This is a genomic window from Pontiella desulfatans (genome assembly GCF_900890425.1).
Classification (GTDB): Bacteria; Verrucomicrobiota; Kiritimatiellia; order Kiritimatiellales; family Pontiellaceae; genus Pontiella; species Pontiella desulfatans.
Genome location: NZ_CAAHFG010000004.1, coordinates 976,216 through 995,137 on the forward strand (window position 1 = coordinate 976,216; position 18,922 = coordinate 995,137).

Below are 18,922 nucleotides of genomic sequence, written 5' to 3' on the forward strand. Positions count from 1 at the left end.
GTATCTTTTCCATTGCGTTTTCGCGATCATTCAACGGAATCAGGAGAAAGGGATGAGCATGCAAAAGATCAGCATATTAACCATGGCGGCCGCGCTGGCGGCGCTCACGGTGGTGGCGGAAAAACCGAACATTGTTTTTATCTATGGCGACGACATTGGCTATGGCGATTTCAGTTGCTATGGCGGGGAAGTGGATACCGCCAACATCGATACGTTGGCCGAAGAGGGCGTCCGTTTTACGGGCGGCTATTGCACGGCGGCCACCTGCACGCCGTCGCGCTACTCGCTGCTCACCGGCGAATATGCCTTCCGCAACACGGCCGCCAAGATTTTGCCGGGCAACGCGCCGCTGATCATCGATCCCGCCCGCCCGACCATCGCCGCCTTCCTGCGCGACCATGGCTATGCAACGGCGCTCTCCGGCAAGTGGCACCTGGGGTTGGGATCGGCGGCCGAGCCGCTCGATTGGAATGGCCAGATCACGCCGGGCCCCAAGGAAGTCGGATTCGACTATTCCTTCCACATGGCGGCCACCGCCGACCGCGTCCCTTCGGTCTACATCAAGAACGGCCGCGTGGTAAACCTCGATGCCACCGACCCGATCCAGGTGAACTACCAGGAAATGGTCGGCAACGATCCCACCGGGATTTCCCATCCGCATCTGCTCAAGTTGCAGGCCGACGAGCAGCATGGCAAAACCATCGTCAACGGCGTCAGCCGCATCGGCTACATGACCGGCGGCCATGCCGCCCGCTTCCGCGATGAAGACATGGCCGACACCTACCTCAACAAAGCCGTCGATTTCATCAAGGCCAATCAGGACTCGCCCTTCTTCCTCTACTTTGCGCCGAACGAAAACCATGTTCCGCGCGTGGTGCACGAGCGCTTCCAAGGCTCCACCAGCCTTGGCCCGCGCGGCGACGCCCTGGCCGTGTTCGACTGGTGCGTCGGCCGCCTGGTTCAAACGCTCAAGGAAACCGGCCAGTATGAAAACACCCTGATCGTCATCACGTCCGACAACGGCCCGGTGCTGTTCGATGGCTATTGGGAAGCGGGCATCGAGCGCCAGGGAACGCACGATGCCTCCGGCCCGTGGCGCGGCGGAAAATACAGCCGCTGGGAAGGCGGAACGCGCGTGCCGTTCATCGTCACCTGGCCCGGCAGGTCCAGGCCGGGGATTTCCGATGCCATCGTCAGCCAGGTCGATCTCTATGCCTCCGTGGCCGGGTTGGTCGGCAAACCGATGCCGGAGAACGCCGGGCAGGATGGCCAAAACCTGCTCGCCACGTTCCTGGGAGAAACGCTGGACGGGCGCGAGTATGTTATTCAGGAAGCCTTGACCCAGCTCGCCGTGCGCAAAGGCAACTGGAAATATGTTCCGCCGGGCAGCGTTACCGAACGCCTGGGCATCATGACCTGGAAAACGGGCAGCGGTTGGAAGGAGACCCCCGTTCCGGAGCCCGGTCTGCTCTTCCACCTCTCGGAGGATCCGGCCGAGGAGCGCAACCTTGCTGCCCTCTATCCGAACCGCATCAAGGAAATGCAGGACATCATCATGCAAGTCGCCCCGGAAAAAGCCGTGGGTGAAAAAGGGCTGAACAAAAAACAACTCGGTTTCTAGCGCGGGGCGGAATGATACCAAATTAAACTGATTTGAATTTTTTACCACAGAGTTCACTGAGACGCAGAGGGTGGCAGATATATTGGATGCTCTGTGCCTCTGAGTTCTCTGTGGTAAAAAAAATCTGAGTCTTCGGTGTTCATCAGTGGTTCTAAACAATTTGGTTGCGGCTATGCCGCGCTAGGCCCTCCGTGGTAAAAAACGAATCAGTTTAATTTGGTATTACTCGTGCGAGGTTTTTCCGCGGCGCTCTTCAAGCTCGTCGCGTATTTCTCCCATGCGCGTGGAGTTGAGCGGATACTTAAGCAGAATGAAGAAGCAGATGATCAAGGCAACGACCTGCGGAAGCGTATACAAAACGCGCAAACGCTCCATTGCGCCGGAATCGTTTTTCTTCATGATCGTGATCTGCTCAAGGTTCTTCTTATAATCATCGTAAGAGACCCCTTCGACCTTTTCCTTGGCACCAAACGTCAGGATTTGGCCGCCGATATCCTTCACAACGCTCCACGTACTCGTGTAGGTCTTTTCAACCGGAACGTACTTTTCCTCTTCTGGCAATGCATTCCACTCCGAGTCAGCCTGCTGCCCAATGGCGGCCATCGCGGCGTCATCAAGATGTGAATCGAATTTGATTACGCCATCGAGCATCACGCCGGAAAGTGCGAGCGCCAGTGTGATCGCGATTTTGTTCACGTAGTTGGTGATTGCGGCAATCATGCCTTCGTTGCGCGTGCCGGTCTTGTATTCGTCGTAGTCGCAGACGTCGGCGCGCAGGGACATCACCAATACCCAGAAACCAACTTCGCCGATCGAGATGAAAGGCTTGAAGACCAAGGTGAGCCACGGGCGCCCCGGGAGCGTGGTGAAATAGGTTCCGGCAAACCCGATCATCAGGATGAGTACACAACTGATCAGCAGTTTGTGTTTATCGATCCGGTCGGCCAGCTGCTTGATGGCGAAGGCCGCACCCACCGCGATGACGATGCGGAATGTGCCATCAATCGCACTCAAGGTTGATCCCTGAAGCGTGTCCCCGCCAAAGATGTAATAGGTGTTCACGAAGTAGGCGAGGTTCATGGACAGCATGATCGAGAAGAGATAGAAGCAGATTGTTCCGATAACAATCAGGAGCGGCTTGTTCTTCAACATCGATTTGCAGGTATCGATGAAGGAAACCTTATGTTCCTCCACTTCCTTCTCCGCAATCTCTTTAAATCGTTCACGGCAGAAAAGAGCCGGGAACATACCCGCAACAATAATCACGCCGGCAATGAACCAGCTGACCCTGCGCACCCCTTCGACCTCCCCCGCTATATGGGGTAGCGTCGCCAACGCCATCGCAATCGGCATCATCCAGTAGAGAAACAGGGTGTAGACCTGCTGGACGTAGGTACGTACAACAAAGATACTCGTTCTTTCGCGATAATCCGGCGTCAGTTCGGCTCCAAGCGCCTCGTATGGAACGGAAAAAATGGAATAAAGCGTGTAGAAAACAAGAACCGTAATAAAGAGCCATGCGTGGATGGCCGTAGTCGACCAGGTTTCCGGCACCATCCAGATCACCGGGAAAAACAGACCCATCGTCAGTGAGCCAACCAGGATAAACGGACGACGACGCCCCCACTTGGATCGGCAGCCGTCTGACAGGCGACCGGCCGCCGGATCGGTGAACGCATCCCACAGACGGGCCACGGCAATGGCCGCACCAACGATCGATGCTTTAATGCCCGCGTTCAGGAAGTCCGTAAAGAAGGCCATCAGGAACGCGGATATACTGACGGTTGCAAAGTGGTCGGACGCCAATCCGAGGCCATATGAAATTTTTTCGAATAGAGGAACTTTGTCTTCCGCACTCGTTTTGCGATCGCTCGTATTTTCTGACATATCTCTTCCTCTGCTGATTAAAATTCGGCCTCTTGCCGGCCCTCTGCTAGTTCATGTCCGTGAATCCAGTCTACCGTCTCCATGCTAAGCGCTTTAATGTCTGGCATCCGGCGGCACAAGTCAAATACAAATGTTTACGGTAACATTCGGATGGCCGGAATGTTGGACGGCCGACGGAAGCCGGGCACCCCTATTTAAGCAACTCGCCCCACTTTTCGTGGTTCCAGCGCACGGGCGGCGCGAAATTTGGGGTGTGTTTGAAATACTCCGCCTTCATCGCCTGAACCAATTCCGGCATCTGATCCTTCAGGTCCGTGGTTTCGGCGGGATCGGCCGTGATGTTGAACAGCTCCAGCTTTGCGGGGGCGCCGTCGGGCTGCTCGGAATAGACGCCGGGTTCGATGGTTCCGGTGAAGCGCAGCGCGTGGTCGCCCTGAACGAGCGCCCAGCCGCCGGGCGCCTTGTTGCGTTCGTCGTTTTTGCCCAGCAGGGAACGGTGGCGGTTGAAGCCCCAGGCATAGGCGTGGATGCCCGCCCAAACCAGATTGTCATGGACTGCGGCTTTGCTTTTTCCGGAGAGCAGGCCGAGCAAGCTTTTGGCGTCGATGTGCTCCGGAGCCTTGAGTCCGGCGGCCTCGATGAAGGTGGGCAGGATATCCATGCTGGAAGCAAGGGGCTTCATTTCGCCCTGCGGCGGGATGCCCTTCGGCCAGTGGAAGAGCAGGGGGACGCGGATGCCGCCTTGGCGGAACATGCCTTTGTGCCCGGAAAAGGGGGCGTTGCCCGGCAGCACGTTGGCGCCGCCCGACATGGCGCCGTTGTCCGACGTGAAGGCGATCAGGGTGTTTTCGAGCTGTCCGGTTTTTTCGAGGTGGTCGAGGATGCGCTGGATGTTTTGGTCGACCGCGTTGAGGTGGGAATAGAAGTTCGAAAGGTTGTAGGAGGGCGATTTGAAATTGTTCCAGTAGCGGTTGGGGGCGTTGGGTTCGAGGTAGTCGTGTACGGCGTGGTAATGGAGTTGGACATAGAACGGCTTTTTGCCTTTGACCTGTTTTGAGATGAAGCCGAGCGCCTTGTCGGTGAAGACTTCGGTGTTGTAGCCGGCTTGCCGCCCGGCGTGCTTGAAGTTTTCCCAAACCAGTGTCGAGTCGTAGAACTGGCTCGCCCAGTTGTTGTAGCCATAATAATAGTCGAAGCCGTTGTTGAGCGGGTTTTGTTCCGGCACCACGGAGCCATAGTAGCCCGCGTCCCACGCCTCGTTGTAGAGCTCGGGATGTTTCTTGCCGAGCTGCCCCCACCAGAGGGTTTCCTCGATGCCATGTTTCGCGAGAACATTCTGGATTACCTGCTGGTCGCGCTGGCCAACATGCCACTTGCCGATGTGCGCCGTGGCGTAGCCCGCGTCGTGCAGTTTATGGGCTAGGTGCTCGCCGGGTTTAATGCCGCCGCTCTCCACATCCATGTTGGTATAAACGCCCGCGTCCGGCGGAATCTTCCCGGTCGCCACCGCCAGGCGCGATGGGGCGCAGAGGCTGCTGGCCGCGAACGCGCGGGTGAAGTAGGCGCCGTTCTTCGCCAGTCGGCTGAGGGTCGGCATGGCCTTTTTTGAAAGTTCGAGTGCCTGCTCCGGCGTGTATTCCTGGGTTTGCGCAACCCGCTCCTTGAAGTAGGGCTCGAACTGGTCAACCGTCAGGTTTTCGTTGTGCCACTGGCAATGCCCGTAGCCCAGATCATCGACCATGATGAACAGTAGGTTGGGGCGGTTGGCGGCAAGGGCTGAGAGGGAAGCCGAAGCCACGATCATGGAAAGCAAAACTCTAATCTTCATCATCAGTCCTTTTTAACGTGGCCTGAAACGTTAGAGCCTGGATGCCGTGGGGTCAAACTATACAAAAGGCCAGGGCCTTTCCTCAATCCAGCCCAACGAGGTCGATGTTTTTGCGTAGGCGCATGAGGGCATCTATCCATCGCTGCGGCATGCGGCCGCGCTGGTCGGGCGGGCAGTTGAGCAGGAAGTTGGCGCCGCGCCCGGTGGTGGCCATGTACATGCCCAGCAGATCCTTGTCGGAGCGGACGGCATCGTTCTCTTCATAGAACCATTCGCGGCCGATGGTATCGTTGGTTTCGCCCGGGATGTAGCAGTTCTTGCCGAGGATTTCCTTCCATTGGAAATAGTCCTGCTTCGCGTGGCCGTTGTAGGCATTTGGGATGTTGCGTTCCAACGTCATGATGTCCGAAGGCCAGGCAAACGTTTGGTCAAATGTTGTGCCGTTCTGGCAGGAATGGTTGTAGGCGAAAAAGAGTTCCGGCTTGCGCTGGGTGATGCGTTCGTAGAGTTCGGTACGCTTGTCGAGCGGCAGCACCTTGGGCATGTCGACCCAGAAATAATCCGGATCATAGGTATCGATCAGCTCATCGCACTGGTTCCACATGAACTCGCGGTAGCCGTCGTTGGTGGTGGTTACGCCGAGGCCATATTGGTTCCAGTCGCGGGTGATCGGCATGCCGAACAGGTTGGTGTTGTCCCATGCGCAATAGTAAAAGCCGACCTTGATACCCTTGTTGCGGCAGGCCGTAACATATTCGCCGACCACGTCGGTGGTGACCTTACTGTTCTTCACCGAGTAGTCGCCATAGGCACTCGGCCAGAGGGCGTGGCCGGCCACATGCTTGGTGGTCAGCACGGCATACTGCATCCCCGCATCGCGCGCCACCGAAATCCACTCGTCCACGTTGAGGTCGGTCGGGGCATACGTTTCGATCGGTTCGCACGCACTCAGCTCGAGGCCATCGAAGGTCGACATGCCCCAGTGGATGAACATGCCATATTTCCACTGCTCGAACTCCTGCAGCTTTTCAATGCCCAAGCGTTGTTCGCCGGCACCCTTGTCTTCAACCAACTTGATATTGTTTTGATCGGGGATCGGGTCTGCCATGGTTTTGCCTCCAAATGCCGATAAGAGTGGAGGAGTGGGAGATGGGGGGCAAGGGGGAAGGGTTGCAACTTTATGCGTTTTATAACGATTCAATGGGCAGGGAAACTGTGCAACGGTTCTTTTTCCAGCGCATCTTGGGAGACCAAACTATTTTGCATATGCTCATGAATGTTGTAGTTTGGCGGTAGTGAATTGGAGACGGGTAATGGATGCCGAATATATAGAAACCTCGGTGGTAAGCTATTATGTTGCGCGGGCTAGCAGGGACGTTGTGGTCGCCGGGCATCAACAGGCCACGGTTGAGTTTTGGCGAAGGCTTGGTGCTGATTTTGAACCCTACGTTTCGGCTTTGGTTATTCAAGAAGCCGGCAAAGGAGATGCGGAGCTGGCGCAAAAACGACTCGATGCAGTTTCCGCTTTTCCGATAATTGAAACAACGCCGGAGGCAGAGGAAATTGCCGGAAAAATTCATTCAAGGCAAAGGTATTCCCGAAGCATACCCGGAAGATGCCTTGCACATTGCCGTCGCGGCCTTGGCAGGCATCGAGTTTCTCGCCACATGGAACTTTAGCCACATCAACAATCCGTTTACACGAATGCTGATCCGTCAACTTGTCGAGAACCACGGCTATGCATGTCCGGAATTGGTGTCGCCCGACGAATTGACAGGAGGGGAACAATGAAAGATCCCATCGTTGAAGAAGTACGCAAGCACCGTATGGAGCATACAAACCGTTTCGATGGCGACCTGCACCGCATATGCGAGGATCTTCGCAAAACTGAAAAGGGGCTGTCCGACAGGGTCGTCAAGCGTTCGCCCAGAAAACTAACTGATCACGCACCGCTCTTCCGTGTTGCCGAGGAACCTTCGGAATACAGGGTGGAGGATTAGTTTTGGAGTGCGCAGGGTTGTCTTGCGCGTAGCTTAGACTCGCTCCGCGTGACTGCGCTTTTAATCCGGCGGCTTTGCGGAAGTGTTTTAAAGCTCCGTCGAGCCGGAGCACTCCAAAATTTTAAACAGCTCTTCCTTGTTCTTGCGCGTTGCGTTGCGGGCGGATACCCTTTCCCCCTGTTTGCATTTGTTGGTTTGCCGTAGGTTGGGCTCCGCCTCGACCCTCTGCGGAACGGGACAAAGCTGGAACTTTATCCTGCGGAATGTCTGATAGGAACTTAGCTTGAATGGTCTCACCTCAGAGGACACGGAGGCACAGAGAAATATAGCAATCCCGCTCCTCTGTGCCCTGTGGTAAAAAAACGAATCAGTTTAATTTGGTATGACAACCATTGACCAAGTACGAATAACCACCTCGGAACGAGGCGCGGGAGATTGGGATGAAGCAATCGGTATATATTGAATCGTCGGTCATCAGCTACTTGGTCGCCCGAAGAACTGGGAGGGAAATTCCAATGATTGATGATCCCATTGTTGAAGAAATCCGCCGCTATCGAAAAGAACACGCCGCGAAATATGGAAACGACATCCATCGGATTTGCGAAGCGCTTCGCGAAAAGGAGCGGACATCCGGGCGCACCTACGTTAACCGCGGGCCGCGCCTCCTCAAGGATCGGGATGCGCTGCCCCGCGTCGCGGAAGAACCGCCGGAATACGGGACGGAGAATTAAATTTAGAGGGCGACGCTCCGTCGGCGCTTTCCCATCCGCAAAGAGCGGTGACGCCGTCACCGCAGTCCAGGGCGGCTCCGCCGCAAAACGTGGCGCGGACTTTCCAGTCTGCGTCAGGCAGGCAGGAAAGCCTGCCCCACATTTGCTACTCCGACTGAAGCACTTGTGCAATCAGGTCGCGGTCTTCCTTGGAGAGGAGCTTGGTCAGTACCTTGATCTGGTTGCCGTTTTTCTTTTCCAACTCGACATAGTTGAACTTGGCGCGGACCAGCTTGGCCGTGGTGGAGCTTTCGCCGTTCGCGGATTTCCATTCGCGGAAGTCGGTGCGGAGCTTGGCGAGCCGCCACTCCGGGAGGGAGCCGTCGGATGGGACGAGCGTGTAGGCGCGGATCCAGTCGATCAGCGTGGTGTTGCGCGAAGGATCGTTCACCTCTTCCGGCGTGGGCGGCGTTTCCCAGTCGTAGGTTTCGGTTACCATGTTGATATGCATCGGGTGCTCGAAGGGGTGGGGGATGAGCGAGGTGTCGAACTCCACCTCGCCGACGAATTCGTTGTTGAGATAGAAGCGGACGCGGTTGGCATCGACCCACCAGGCGCCGTAGACGTTGAAGTCCTCGTATGATTTTCCGGGTAACGCTGCCTTGTTGCCCTTTGCCCGGCTTTCACGGTTGTGCCAGACATGGGTGTTGGAATTCATGTGGGTGGCAAAGCGTGGATTCTTTTTTGAGCCGCCGACGGTTTCGAGGATGTCCAGCTCCTGCGAGACATTGCCGATGCCTTCATAGTGGTGGCCGCGGTTGCTCATCCAAAAGGTGGACGACATCGAAATGTTCGAGGCCTTCAGACGGCATTCATAGTAGCCGTAGAATGCGCCGATCTTCCTGGAAACGACCGCCGCGCCACCGATGGTGAATTCCTGGCCGCGTTCGGAGATCGGTTCGTCGAGCATGCCGTTGGTCTGGCGCAGGTATCCACCGCCGACGGAAACATTTTCAGGCATGAAGCGGGCGGGGGGCCTGCCGCGCCAGCGCGGATGGTGGTCGTGCCACTTTTCGGAATCGAGCGCGTTTCCGTCAAACTCGTCGGTATAATCCTGGTTAACCTCCCACCGGAACCCTTCCGGCGCAGGCGGCGGTTCGCCCCATGCGGTTAGGGCAAAGGTTCCGAGGATTGGGATTTTCCAGAGACTGGAAAGCGATTTATTCATTGTTGACGGTCTCAAAGTTGTTTGCTTTGAAACGCTCCGCCGACTCGTTTGTTGGACACGAGACGATGCCGATGTTTTTCGGGCCCTTGAAACCGAAGGTGACGCGCTCGTAGGAAACCTGGTGCTTTCGATAAAACGCTTCGATCGCCTCGACCAGCTCATTGCGCCCGAGTTTTTCATCCGACCAAAAGTTGCAGCACGGAAGAATGAGCGCCGGCCGGATCAAGGCCGACTCCGCCACCGGGCGGGTCGCTTCGTCGGCATGAAGGCCGATCACCAGGTCATAATAATCCGCCATGGCCGAAACATATTCCGCTTCACGGTTGGGCACGCCCTTCATGGTCCAACCGCGCGGATCGATCACTTCGGAGTCATAGTTGTACTGCTTGCGCAGCACGCGGCTGAGCATGCCCTGGCCGCCCGCGACGTCGGCAATATATTGAATGCCCGTCCCGAAACAGCCGTGTACATATTCGGCCAGCACATCAAACCGCGCCGGATCGCCATGGAATTTTTTCCTGCCCATGAAATGTGTATTACCACAAAGGCACTGAGAGCACGAAGGGTCACCAAGTTCTAATTCTTCGTGTTCTTCGTGCCTTTGTGGTTAATTTAATCCACCTTGAGGACGGCGCCGGAGGAGGTGTTGTATTTCCCGCCGACCATGGCGAAGAAGACATAGTCCGGCTTGCCGTCCTTCATCAGCACCTGGGTGCGCTCGAAGCGGCCTTCGCGTTCGAGGCCGTTGGGCGGCTCGGGCAGATATTTGCGTCCGGCGTAGAACGCCACGGAGGGCATGCCCCAGTGGATGCCGTCGTCGGACTCGAACATCAGGCCGTATTCGTGGTTCCAGTAGCCCATGTCGCGCATGATCATCTTGAACTTGCCGTCTTCGATCCAGATGTAGGCATCTTCGGACTGCGCATTTTCGCCGAGGTGGCTGAGGTCGATGATCGGGCCGTCGCCGACTTTTTCCCACGGGCCTTCGAGGCTGGTGGCCTTGGCAAGGCCATATTGGCGGTTGGTGTGGCGACCGACGTCGGACGTTGCAACGCGCAGCCCGCCCGCGAGGTCTTTTTCCCAGTCGGTGGCGCGCCAGGATTTATAGTAGAGCCACAGCTCGCCGTTCGGGTGCTGAACGAAGGCCGGGTTGGTGGTGCAGACCGAGTTCCACGCGTCCGGATCCTTGTCCGGCTCGATGAGCGGCTTGTCGGAACGTTTCCACGGGCCGCTGAGCGAGTCGGAAGTGGCCATGCCAACGCGCTTGGTATAGACGGTGCCGTCCTGGGTGCCCATGTAGAAGAGCACATATTTTTCGCCCACCTTGTGGATGGTCGGGTTGTGGCAGGTCATCGCGTCCCACCAGTCGCCGCCGCGCCCGGTTACGGCCACATCGACGGTTTCGAACGGGCCTTCGGGGGTGTCGGCCACCGCGTGGGCAATCTCGCAGCAGGTGATCCAACCCTGGTGGTGCGCCTCGTTTTTCCAGCGCGAGTAGAAGACGTGGACTTTTCCGTCGTCGCCCCAAATGGGGGAGCAACCCCAGACATTGTAGTCCGGATCTTCCAAAATGCGCCCGACGGGCTTCAGTCTTTTCTCGAAATCCGAGGAAATCGGCTCGGTTAGGTTCATTTTCATGGCAGTCTCTCCATTAGCTTTATGATGACCTTTGTCATCGTTTGAAATCGTGCTACACGATGTTAACACACACATTATGCTCAAAAAAGTTATCGACACGGGCCGGATCATGGGGCATAACCTCCAAAGATGTTTACTGTAACATCCGCGTATATGGGCATAGCCACCGCTCGTTGTCCAGCGAATTTATGAAGGATATTGGGAAAGTTTATGAACGATAACAACACCTACCGTTTCGATGACGAAAAGCGATCCATCGAGATTTTCCGCAGCGATCTGCCGACGCCGTGGATCAACTATCTCTCCAACGGGCGCCTGCACGCGTTCGTGTCGCAGGCGGGCGGCGGCTTTGCCTGGTGGAAGAGCCCGATCACCTACCGCATGATGCACTACCGCTACCAAAACGTGCCGATGGACGGCCCCGGATTCTACACCTATGTCCGCGAAAAGGACGGCACCACCTGGTCGCCGACCTTCCGTCCGTGCGAGACGCCGCTCGACGACTGGAAGGCCGAGCACCATCCGGGTTGGTCGCAGTTCACAGGCACCAAAAACGGCGTGACCGCCAAGCTCAAGCTGTTCTGTGCGATGGATACCGACGCCATCTGCTACGACCTCGAAATCATCAACAACTCGAATGAGGAAAAGGAACTCGATCTGTTTGCCTACGCCGACCTGGCGCAGCTTGAATGGACGACCGACCTGTTCTACGGCTACTACATCCAAAGCCAGGTCACCACCTTCTACGACGAAGAGCTCGATGCCATCATCTATCGTTACCAGCACACCCCGCAACCGTTCGTCGAGGACGTGCCGCTGATCTGGATGGCGGCCGACCGCAAGATGGATTCGTGGTCGGGCGACCGCGACAAATTCCTCGGCCCGTACCGCTATGAACAAAACCCCATCGGCGTCGAGCGCGGCGACTGCGGCAACGACACCATCGAGTGCGGCCACCCCTGCGCGGCGGGGCAGGTGAAGCTGACGCTCAAGCCGGGCGAGTCCGACCGCGTGGTTTTCACCCTCGGCGTTGCGCCGGGCGGGCTGATCAAGCACAAGGAGACGCTGGCGAACATCAAAACCGATCTCGAAACCTTCCGCAGCCACGATGCCATCGATGGCCAGTTCGCCAAGCTCACCGCATGGTGGGACAACCATTTGAACAAGTTCGACTGCTCCATTCCGAACAAGGATATCGAGCGGCAGATTAAAACGTGGAGCCCGATCCAGACCGTGCACAACGGCCGCTACTCGCGCTCCACCTCCTGGCATGCGCCGGGCTACCGCGGCTTCGGCTATCGCGACACCGCCACCGACATGGTCGGTGTCGCCTACCGCGATCCCAAGTGGGCGACCGACATGTGCCTCTACCTGCTTTCGCAGCAGTTCGAGGACGGCCACGCGCTGCACACCTGCTATCCGGAAGACGGCCCCGCGATGTCGCGCGGCGCGTCCAAGCATGCCGACGACCATCTCTGGATGCCGATGGTGGTCTACGCCATCCTGGCCGAGACGGGCGACTATTCGCTGCTCGACCAGGAGGTGCCATGGCTCTCGCCGGAAGACAATTGGACGACGTTCGGCTCCGACTCCGTCTGGACGCACCTGATGCGCGGCGTCGACTTCACCGAAAACAACCTTGGCGAAAAAGGCTTCCCACTCACCTTCGATGGCGATTGGAACGATATCATCCTGCGCTTTTCCCGCGCCGGAAAGGGCGAGTCGATCTTCTGCGGCCAGCAGTATGTCATCATCCTGCGCCAGCTGCTCGAAATCGGTGCGGCGGCGGGCAAGCCGCAGGCCGACCTCGACCGCCTGCGGCATTGCCTCGATAAGATGGTCCTCAATCTCGAAACCCATGCGTGGGACGGCGAATACTGGCGCCGCGGCTTCACCGACGAAGGCGACATTGTCGGAACGAAGGAAGCCGAATACGGCAAAATTTTCATCAACCCGCAGTCGTGGTCGGTCTGGGCGGGCGTCGGTACCGACGCACAGAACAACAGCGGCATGGACAACGCCATCAAGTATACCGCCACCGACTTCGGCCTGCGCCTGGTCTATCCGGGCTTCAAGACCTATCCGCACGATCCCGACCCGTTCACGGGCTACAACCCGGGCTGCGCGGAAAACGGCGCGGTCTTCTGCCAGGCGAACGGCTGGGTGATTATTGCGTTGTCGAAACTCGGCCGTTCGGAAGACGCCTGGAAAATCTTCGGCGACATGGTGCCGCATACGGCGCTCACGAAGATTGGGCTGGAGCGCTACGAAGCCGAGCCCTATGCCTATGCCTCCAACATTATCGGCCCGGAAAACAAGCGCCACGGCTGGGCGAATGTTACGCAGGTGACGGGGACCGCCGCCTGGATGGATCTGGTCGGCACGCAGTATCTGCTGGGCGTGCGCCCAACCCTCAACGGCCTCGAAATCGATCCGTGCATCCCGGCCGACTGGAAGGAATACAGCGTTACCCGCGAATACCGGGGCGCAACGTATAAAATTTCCGTGTCGAACCCTGATGGAGTCGTGAAAGGCATAAAAGAGATTAAAGTTAATGGACAAATCATTAAAGGGCAGGTTATTGACCCTACAGCCGTTTCGGGGGAAGCGGCCGTTGAAGTCGTGATGGGAGCATAGCAATGGACGCGTTGATGGAAGAAACCAGGGAAGAGGTCGTTTCGGACTTCTGTGAAAGTTTAACGGGCGTTGGCCGCATCTTGGAAGATCCGGACTACAACGTCTGGGGCTGCTCCCCGATCTATGGCCCGGATGGCAAGGTGCATGTCTTTTATTCGCGCTGGCTCAACGAGGCCGACCACGAGGGGTGGCTCACCTGTTGCGAAATCGCCCATGCGGTGGCCGACGATCCGGCCGGCCCCTACGAAACCGTCGATGTGGCCGTGAAGGGCCGCGGCGACGACTGGTGGGATGCCATGACCTGCCACAACCCGACCATCCACAAGGTGGGCGAAAAGTATGTGCTTTTCTACATGGGCACGTCCGACGGCACCGTCTACACCAAGCGCGTCGGCATGGCCACCTCGGATTCGCTCTATGGCCCGTGGGAACGCTCGCCCGGGCCAATCATCCAGACCGACCCCGATCCCAAGGCCTGGAACTCCATGTGCACCTCCAACCCCGCCTTTGTGAAGGTGTCCGACGACGAGTTGCGGCTCTATTACAAAAGCTGGAGTATCGCCGACTGGGAATACGATCTGGAGCATGGCGACGGCATCCGCACCAACCGGCAGTATGGCATGACCATCGCCAAGTCGCTCGACAGCCCTTGGGTCAAGCAGTGCGAGGGGGGCCCCATCATCGATTTGCGCTATATCGGAAAAAACGCCCAGTGCGAAGATGCCTACATCTGGATCGAGGACGGCTTGTTCAAGATGATCCTGCGCGACATGGGCTACTGGAACCACGAATACGGCCTCTATTTCGAATCCGAGGACGGCATCCATTGGGGCGATCCGCAGATTTCCTTCTGGAATTCGCACCGCTATTTCGACGAGCCCCCCAACGGCCTCGACCGCGAGGGCCGCTTCGAGCGCCCGCAGCTGCTCCTGCGCAACGGCAAGCCCGAATATCTCTTCTGCGCCTTCCGTGGAGGGAAATACAACACCTCCTCCGGAGCGGTGCTGAAGGTCGGTTGAGGCTCCAGCTTCGACCCTCTCCGACGCTGGGCGGAACTGGGTTTCCCCATCTTTACGGATCAACGTTTACCCGATTTGCCCGCCTGCGCGGGGCAGGCTGGAAAGCCCGCCCCACAGAACCATTGCCATTCCACGGTGCAGATTGAAGCTTGAAAACAGAACTTTTTGAAGCATACTTCGTTGCATGAAAATTCTGGTTAAAGAAGACGGCGAAGGGTATATGGCGCGAGTACGCGGTTCGGATAATTTGTTCGCGTACGGTTTTACCAAGGAAGAAGCATTGGATGAGCTTTCGGGCGTCATTGACATGACCATGGATTACCACCTTGAGCAGGTGGACATCGAACGGCGCGCACGGCAGGAACTGATGGAAAACCGCGCAGCCTATGCCCTATAAATACAAAGAGATCGAAAAACGGCTCCGCAAAGCTGGGTTATAAGGTTGTCCGGCAAAAAGGATCCCACGTTCTCTTCTCGAACGGAATCATCACATTCCCTGTTCCAAACCATTCCGGTAAAGATATATCACCGGGGGTGGAGCGGCAGCTCCTGAAGCTGCTGCAAATGACCAAAGACGATTTCCTCAAGCTGAAATGAAAACCTTTGGCGCATCCAGCCTGTTTCGGGTTGCCAGATGGGTGGCGGGCACTGCTGGCGGCAGCGCTAGCTCTACTGCCCGCACCGCGCCGGATGAGGGCATCCGGCCTACAGCTGATGGCGGAGCGGTGTCGCCCGCTGGTTGCCACAGCTCCAAGACGGCAGCACCAACGTGTTTACAGGAATGTTAAATTCTCACGATTATTCAATCCTGTGCAAACTAATCCCCGTTTAATCATTGTGTTTGCTGAAATGTTCGTGGTAACAATCCGCCACTATGAAAAAGCAGATAACCATTCGTGATATTGCCGAGAAGACCGGGTTCTCGTTCCAGACCGTGAGCCGGGTGCTGAACGGCAAGGCGCATCTCCACAAGGCGGCCACCGTCCGCAAGATCGAGAAGGTGGCCAGCGAGATGGGCTACGTTCAAAACCTCTTCGCCAAAGGGATGCAGAGCGGCAAGACCTATTCGGTGGGCCTGATCATCGATCCGTTCGTCGATAGCTTCACCGAGGAAATCTTCCGCGGGGCGCACGACGAACTGATGAAACGCAATTTCCTGCCGATCCTGCTGATGCACAACCAGGATGGCCAGGACGAACAGCTGGTGCAGCGCCTGGCCGAACGGCGCGTCGAGGGCTTGATCATCCGCCCCTATGTGGAGCGCATGGACGAGGTTTCCGCCGCCGTCGAGCAGCACCAGATGCCGGTGGTTTCGGTGGACTATGCCCTCACCAGTGAAAAGAAATTCGACTTTGTCGGCACGGCCGACGAACACGGCGGGCAGCTGGCCGCCGAGCATCTGCTGGAGCTGGGCCATCGGCGCATGGCCTGCCTGTTCACCGACACCGAGAGCCTTCAACTGCGCAAGCGTGGCTTTGAATATGCCGTCTCCCGGGTCGAGGGTACGGCCATGGTCGGGCTCGAAGGCTGGAACTTCTCCGACGATGAGCCCAACCAGCGCAAAATCATGGAGCTGCTTCAGCGCGCCGATGCGCCGACGGCGATTTTTGCGGGCGGCGACTACATGCTGCCCAGCATCTACAAGGCGGTGCATGCCTTGGGCATCACCATTCCGGACGATGTTTCCGTGGTCGGGTTCGGCGACGAGGAGTTTTCAGAATACCTGATTCCGCCCGCAACGACGCTGCACCAGGACGCCTACGAAATCGGCGTGCAGGCGGCGCAGCTCGTTATCGACCGCATAGAAAACAAGGACCGCCAGGTGCCCGTGCGCCAGTTGCGCTTCGAGCCGCATCTGCTGACGCGCGAGTCCACCGCTCGTCCAAAAGACTAGTTTCATGGTTTGCCCAACGGGTGTTTCATGCACCCGTTGTTTTTTGAAAGGAAATGTTATGGTTCTCAAAGGTATATATGGTCCCGCCGCTACTATCCTCTTGCTGTTCCTCGCGCATGGCGCATTGGCGGCGGAGTTCGACCCGAACCAACTCGGTGTGGCCGGACGCGAGGCCTATGCAAAGCACCAGCGCTTGTTCAACGAGGTGGTGCCGAAGCACAAGGTGCAAACCAAGGTGCAGGTCAATTCCGGATTGGATGCACTCACGCATGTCACGTTTTATGAAAAGTCCACACCGATCAACGGCAGGATCGAGGTGCCGATCCCGTTCGAGCTCAACGAGCACATTTTCGATTTCAAGCAGGTCGAGATTCTCGGCTCCGGACTCAAGGGGGTAACCAAGGTGCTGGTGGAAAGCACGGGGGCGGGCAACCCGGTGCTCGGCATTACGGCGCAGCGCGAAAAGTCGATCCAGATCAAGGTGACCTCTTTCATGTGCGCGCTCAACGTGCCGCTCAAACTCATCATCGAAGGGCAGGGCACCGTCGAGAAGATCGAGTTTGTCCACCGCGAAGGCATCGCCATGGCGTTCGATGCTTCGATCTACCGCGAACCCGGACTCGATAAGCCGATCAAGCAGGTGAAGGTGTCGGTCGATGCCACCAAACTGCGCTCCATCGAAGGCATCTGCGAGGTGAAGCGCGAGCGCTTCTTCCGCTACTATGCCGATCCGAACGGCGACCGATCCGGCAAGGAGTCCTATTTCCGTGGCAAGGGCTTTCTGCCGGGGCGCCAGATTGTGGAAATAGGCCCCGCCTTCGAAGATCGCTACGGCGCAGCCAACGCGATGGCAACGCTGAAGGAAGATCCCAAGCGCCCCGGCTCCGGATATGCCGATCCGGCCTTCTTCGAACGCGACGAGTTCTGGCGCTTCGAGGGGGTTGATCCGAACCTTGAATTCGTGATGTGTTTCGACTCCTGGCCGCGCTTCACGCACCCGACCAATTTCCCGGGCGTGCCCAACCAGCGCGGAACGCCTGCCATCGATAAGTTCGATGCCGCCGCCGATATGAGCGTGCGCTATCTCCAGGCGGTGAACCGCGACAGCGGCCGCACTGCCAGATGGTGGGAAGTGAAGAACGAATCGGATGTGAAGTCGGAATGGATCTACCACCACGAAGAGGGCTACGACGGTTGGAAGCTGCTGGCCGATTTCCACAACACCATGGCCGACGCCATTCATAAGGATGTCCCGCAGGTTGAAGTGGGCGGCCCGGTTTCCGCCTGGTTCATTCCCTATGCGGGCGACTTTGCCGTCTGGAAAAACCAGGCGCGCTTCATGGACCTCACCCGCGACCACCTCGATTTCTACTCGCACCATTTCTACGAAATCGGCGCGATGGACTCGCTCGAGCGCGTGCGGCGCGAGGGGCACAGCTATGTGCAGGGCGGTCTCGAGTGCACGATCGACATGCTCTGCGCGCATATGGACACCACCGGAAACCGCAAGCCGTTGGTCTGCTCCGAATACGGCTCGCTCAGTTTCGTGCGCGACGAACGCGGCTTCTGGATGCACATCAAAAACATCAATTCGCTGATGCTCAAGTTCATGGATCGGCCGAGCGATTTCGAGATCACTGTTCCGTTCATGCTGACCTTCATGCACTGGGCGCCCGACTCGCTCGAAACCTTCATCCATCAAACGCCGGACGGCGAGTTCGTGAAGACCAAGAACACCTACATCATCGACATGTGGACGGGGTTCAAGGGCAAGCGAATTCCCGTTTCCGACACCGAGCACAAGGTGCGCACCCACGCCGTCATCGATGGCGACCTCATCCGCCTGGCCGTCAACAACCATTCCGGGCAGCGCGCCGAGTTGGATATCGAAGCCCTTTTGCCAAAGGGGGCGAAGGTGGAGTCGGTCAAACGCCGCATGGCGCTCTTTGAAAAGGGCGAGGTGAAGTTTGTCTACGACGATCTACAACGCCTCGACTCGATCCCGCTGGGCGTCGATGTGACCGCGATTCTTGAAATCAAGCTGGATCGGAATCTCACACCTGCGCAGGTGTGGAATGAAAGAATCCACTACGCCACGTCAACGGCCGTGAAGGTCGATGGTTCCGCGGAACTCGAGATTCCGGTCGATGTGGAAAAGGCGAAGGCGGCAACGTTGCGCGTCGGCCTGTTCCGCAAGGGCGGATTCAGCCAGCCGCTGACGCTGATGCTCAACGGTGTCGGGCAGGAGGTTGACCTGACCGCCAGCGAGGGAACGCCCAACCTGTTCGACTACGTTGAAGTCCCCGTCGATCCGAAGACGCTGAAGGCCGGAAACAAGCTGGTCGTCAAAACCGACGAGCCCGGCACCACCGTCACCGCCGCCCGCATCACGACCGTTACGGAAGGGCGACTTGGGCGCTAGCCTTTGAAAGGGAGCCGCAGCATGGGTGTGCTGAAAGC

16 protein-coding genes are annotated in these 18,922 nt (G+C 57.6%); 10 read left to right on the forward strand and 6 right to left on the reverse strand.

Annotated elements, in window-relative coordinates:
- The first annotated feature begins 52 nt into the window (after positions 1–52).
- Positions 53–1,621, forward strand: a complete 1,569-nt coding sequence (locus tag E9954_RS29645) for a sulfatase family protein (RefSeq protein ID WP_136082911.1) — start codon at positions 53–55, stop codon at positions 1,619–1,621.
- 222 nt (positions 1,622–1,843) lie between these two features.
- Here the strand turns inward: E9954_RS29645 and E9954_RS29650 are convergent, their stop codons facing one another.
- The 3 genes from E9954_RS29650 to E9954_RS29660 all read right to left on the reverse strand — a co-directional run bounded on the left by E9954_RS29650 (position 1,844) and on the right by E9954_RS29660 (position 6,444).
- Entirely contained in the window at positions 1,844–3,508 is a 1,665-nt protein-coding gene (locus E9954_RS29650) for an MFS transporter (protein ID WP_136082912.1), read from the reverse strand.
- Between the two features lie 190 nt (positions 3,509–3,698).
- A complete protein-coding gene (locus E9954_RS29655) occupies positions 3,699–5,339 on the reverse strand; it encodes a sulfatase family protein (protein WP_136082913.1) in 1,641 nt (546 codons plus the stop codon).
- A 79-nt stretch (positions 5,340–5,418) separates the two neighbouring features.
- Complete coding sequence (locus tag E9954_RS29660) at positions 5,419–6,444, reverse strand: alpha-L-fucosidase (protein WP_136082914.1); 1,026 nt, start codon at positions 6,442–6,444, stop codon at positions 5,419–5,421.
- A gap of 205 nt (positions 6,445–6,649) precedes the next feature.
- On the opposite strand from E9954_RS29660, the gene E9954_RS29665 reads away from it, so the two are divergent.
- The 3 genes from E9954_RS29665 to E9954_RS29675 all read left to right on the forward strand — a co-directional run bounded on the left by E9954_RS29665 (position 6,650) and on the right by E9954_RS29675 (position 8,067).
- On the forward strand, positions 6,650–7,015 hold the full coding sequence (locus tag E9954_RS29665) for a type II toxin-antitoxin system VapC family toxin (RefSeq protein ID WP_136082915.1): 366 nt from the start codon (positions 6,650–6,652) through the stop codon (positions 7,013–7,015).
- A 108-nt stretch (positions 7,016–7,123) separates the two neighbouring features.
- Entirely contained in the window at positions 7,124–7,336 is a 213-nt protein-coding gene (locus E9954_RS29670; RefSeq protein WP_136082916.1) for a hypothetical protein, read from the forward strand.
- Between the two features lie 440 nt (positions 7,337–7,776).
- Positions 7,777–8,067 (forward strand): hypothetical protein, encoded by a 291-nt coding sequence (locus E9954_RS29675; protein ID WP_222847371.1) that lies wholly within the window; start codon positions 7,777–7,779, stop codon positions 8,065–8,067.
- A 145-nt stretch (positions 8,068–8,212) separates the two neighbouring features.
- On the opposite strand, the gene E9954_RS29680 is transcribed toward E9954_RS29675, so the two are convergent.
- From E9954_RS29680 to E9954_RS29690, 3 genes are all read right to left on the reverse strand, one after another.
- Entirely contained in the window at positions 8,213–9,274 is a 1,062-nt protein-coding gene (locus E9954_RS29680; protein ID WP_168442687.1) for a LamG domain-containing protein, read from the reverse strand.
- Complete coding sequence (locus E9954_RS29685; RefSeq protein ID WP_136082918.1) at positions 9,267–9,800, reverse strand: hypothetical protein; 534 nt, start codon at positions 9,798–9,800, stop codon at positions 9,267–9,269. Before E9954_RS29685 ends, E9954_RS29680 begins: the two co-directional genes overlap by 8 nt.
- 86 nt (positions 9,801–9,886) lie before the next feature.
- A complete protein-coding gene (locus E9954_RS29690) occupies positions 9,887–10,912 on the reverse strand; it encodes a glycoside hydrolase family protein (protein WP_136082919.1) in 1,026 nt (341 codons plus the stop codon).
- A 210-nt stretch (positions 10,913–11,122) separates the two neighbouring features.
- Between E9954_RS29690 and E9954_RS29695 the strand changes: the two genes are divergently transcribed.
- The 6 genes from E9954_RS29695 to E9954_RS29720 all read left to right on the forward strand — a co-directional run bounded on the left by E9954_RS29695 (position 11,123) and on the right by E9954_RS29720 (position 18,884).
- A complete protein-coding gene (locus E9954_RS29695; RefSeq protein ID WP_136082920.1) occupies positions 11,123–13,549 on the forward strand; it encodes a GH36-type glycosyl hydrolase domain-containing protein in 2,427 nt (808 codons plus the stop codon).
- A 2-nt stretch (positions 13,550–13,551) separates the two neighbouring features.
- The gene (locus E9954_RS29700; RefSeq protein ID WP_222847372.1) at positions 13,552–14,568 is read left to right on the forward strand and encodes a glycoside hydrolase family protein; all 1,017 of its coding nucleotides are present in this window, start codon (positions 13,552–13,554) and stop codon (positions 14,566–14,568) included.
- A 184-nt stretch (positions 14,569–14,752) separates the two neighbouring features.
- On the forward strand, positions 14,753–14,965 hold the full coding sequence (locus tag E9954_RS29705) for a hypothetical protein (RefSeq protein ID WP_136082921.1): 213 nt from the start codon (positions 14,753–14,755) through the stop codon (positions 14,963–14,965).
- Positions 14,966–14,997: 32 nt separating this feature from the next.
- The gene (locus E9954_RS33750) at positions 14,998–15,165 is read left to right on the forward strand and encodes a type II toxin-antitoxin system HicA family toxin (protein WP_342793908.1); all 168 of its coding nucleotides are present in this window, start codon (positions 14,998–15,000) and stop codon (positions 15,163–15,165) included.
- Positions 15,166–15,442: 277 nt separating this feature from the next.
- Positions 15,443–16,462 (forward strand): LacI family DNA-binding transcriptional regulator, encoded by a 1,020-nt coding sequence (locus E9954_RS29715; protein WP_136082922.1) that lies wholly within the window; start codon positions 15,443–15,445, stop codon positions 16,460–16,462.
- Positions 16,463–16,520: 58 nt separating this feature from the next.
- A complete protein-coding gene (locus E9954_RS29720; RefSeq protein WP_136082923.1) occupies positions 16,521–18,884 on the forward strand; it encodes a hypothetical protein in 2,364 nt (787 codons plus the stop codon).
- Positions 18,885–18,922: the final 38 nt, after the last annotated feature.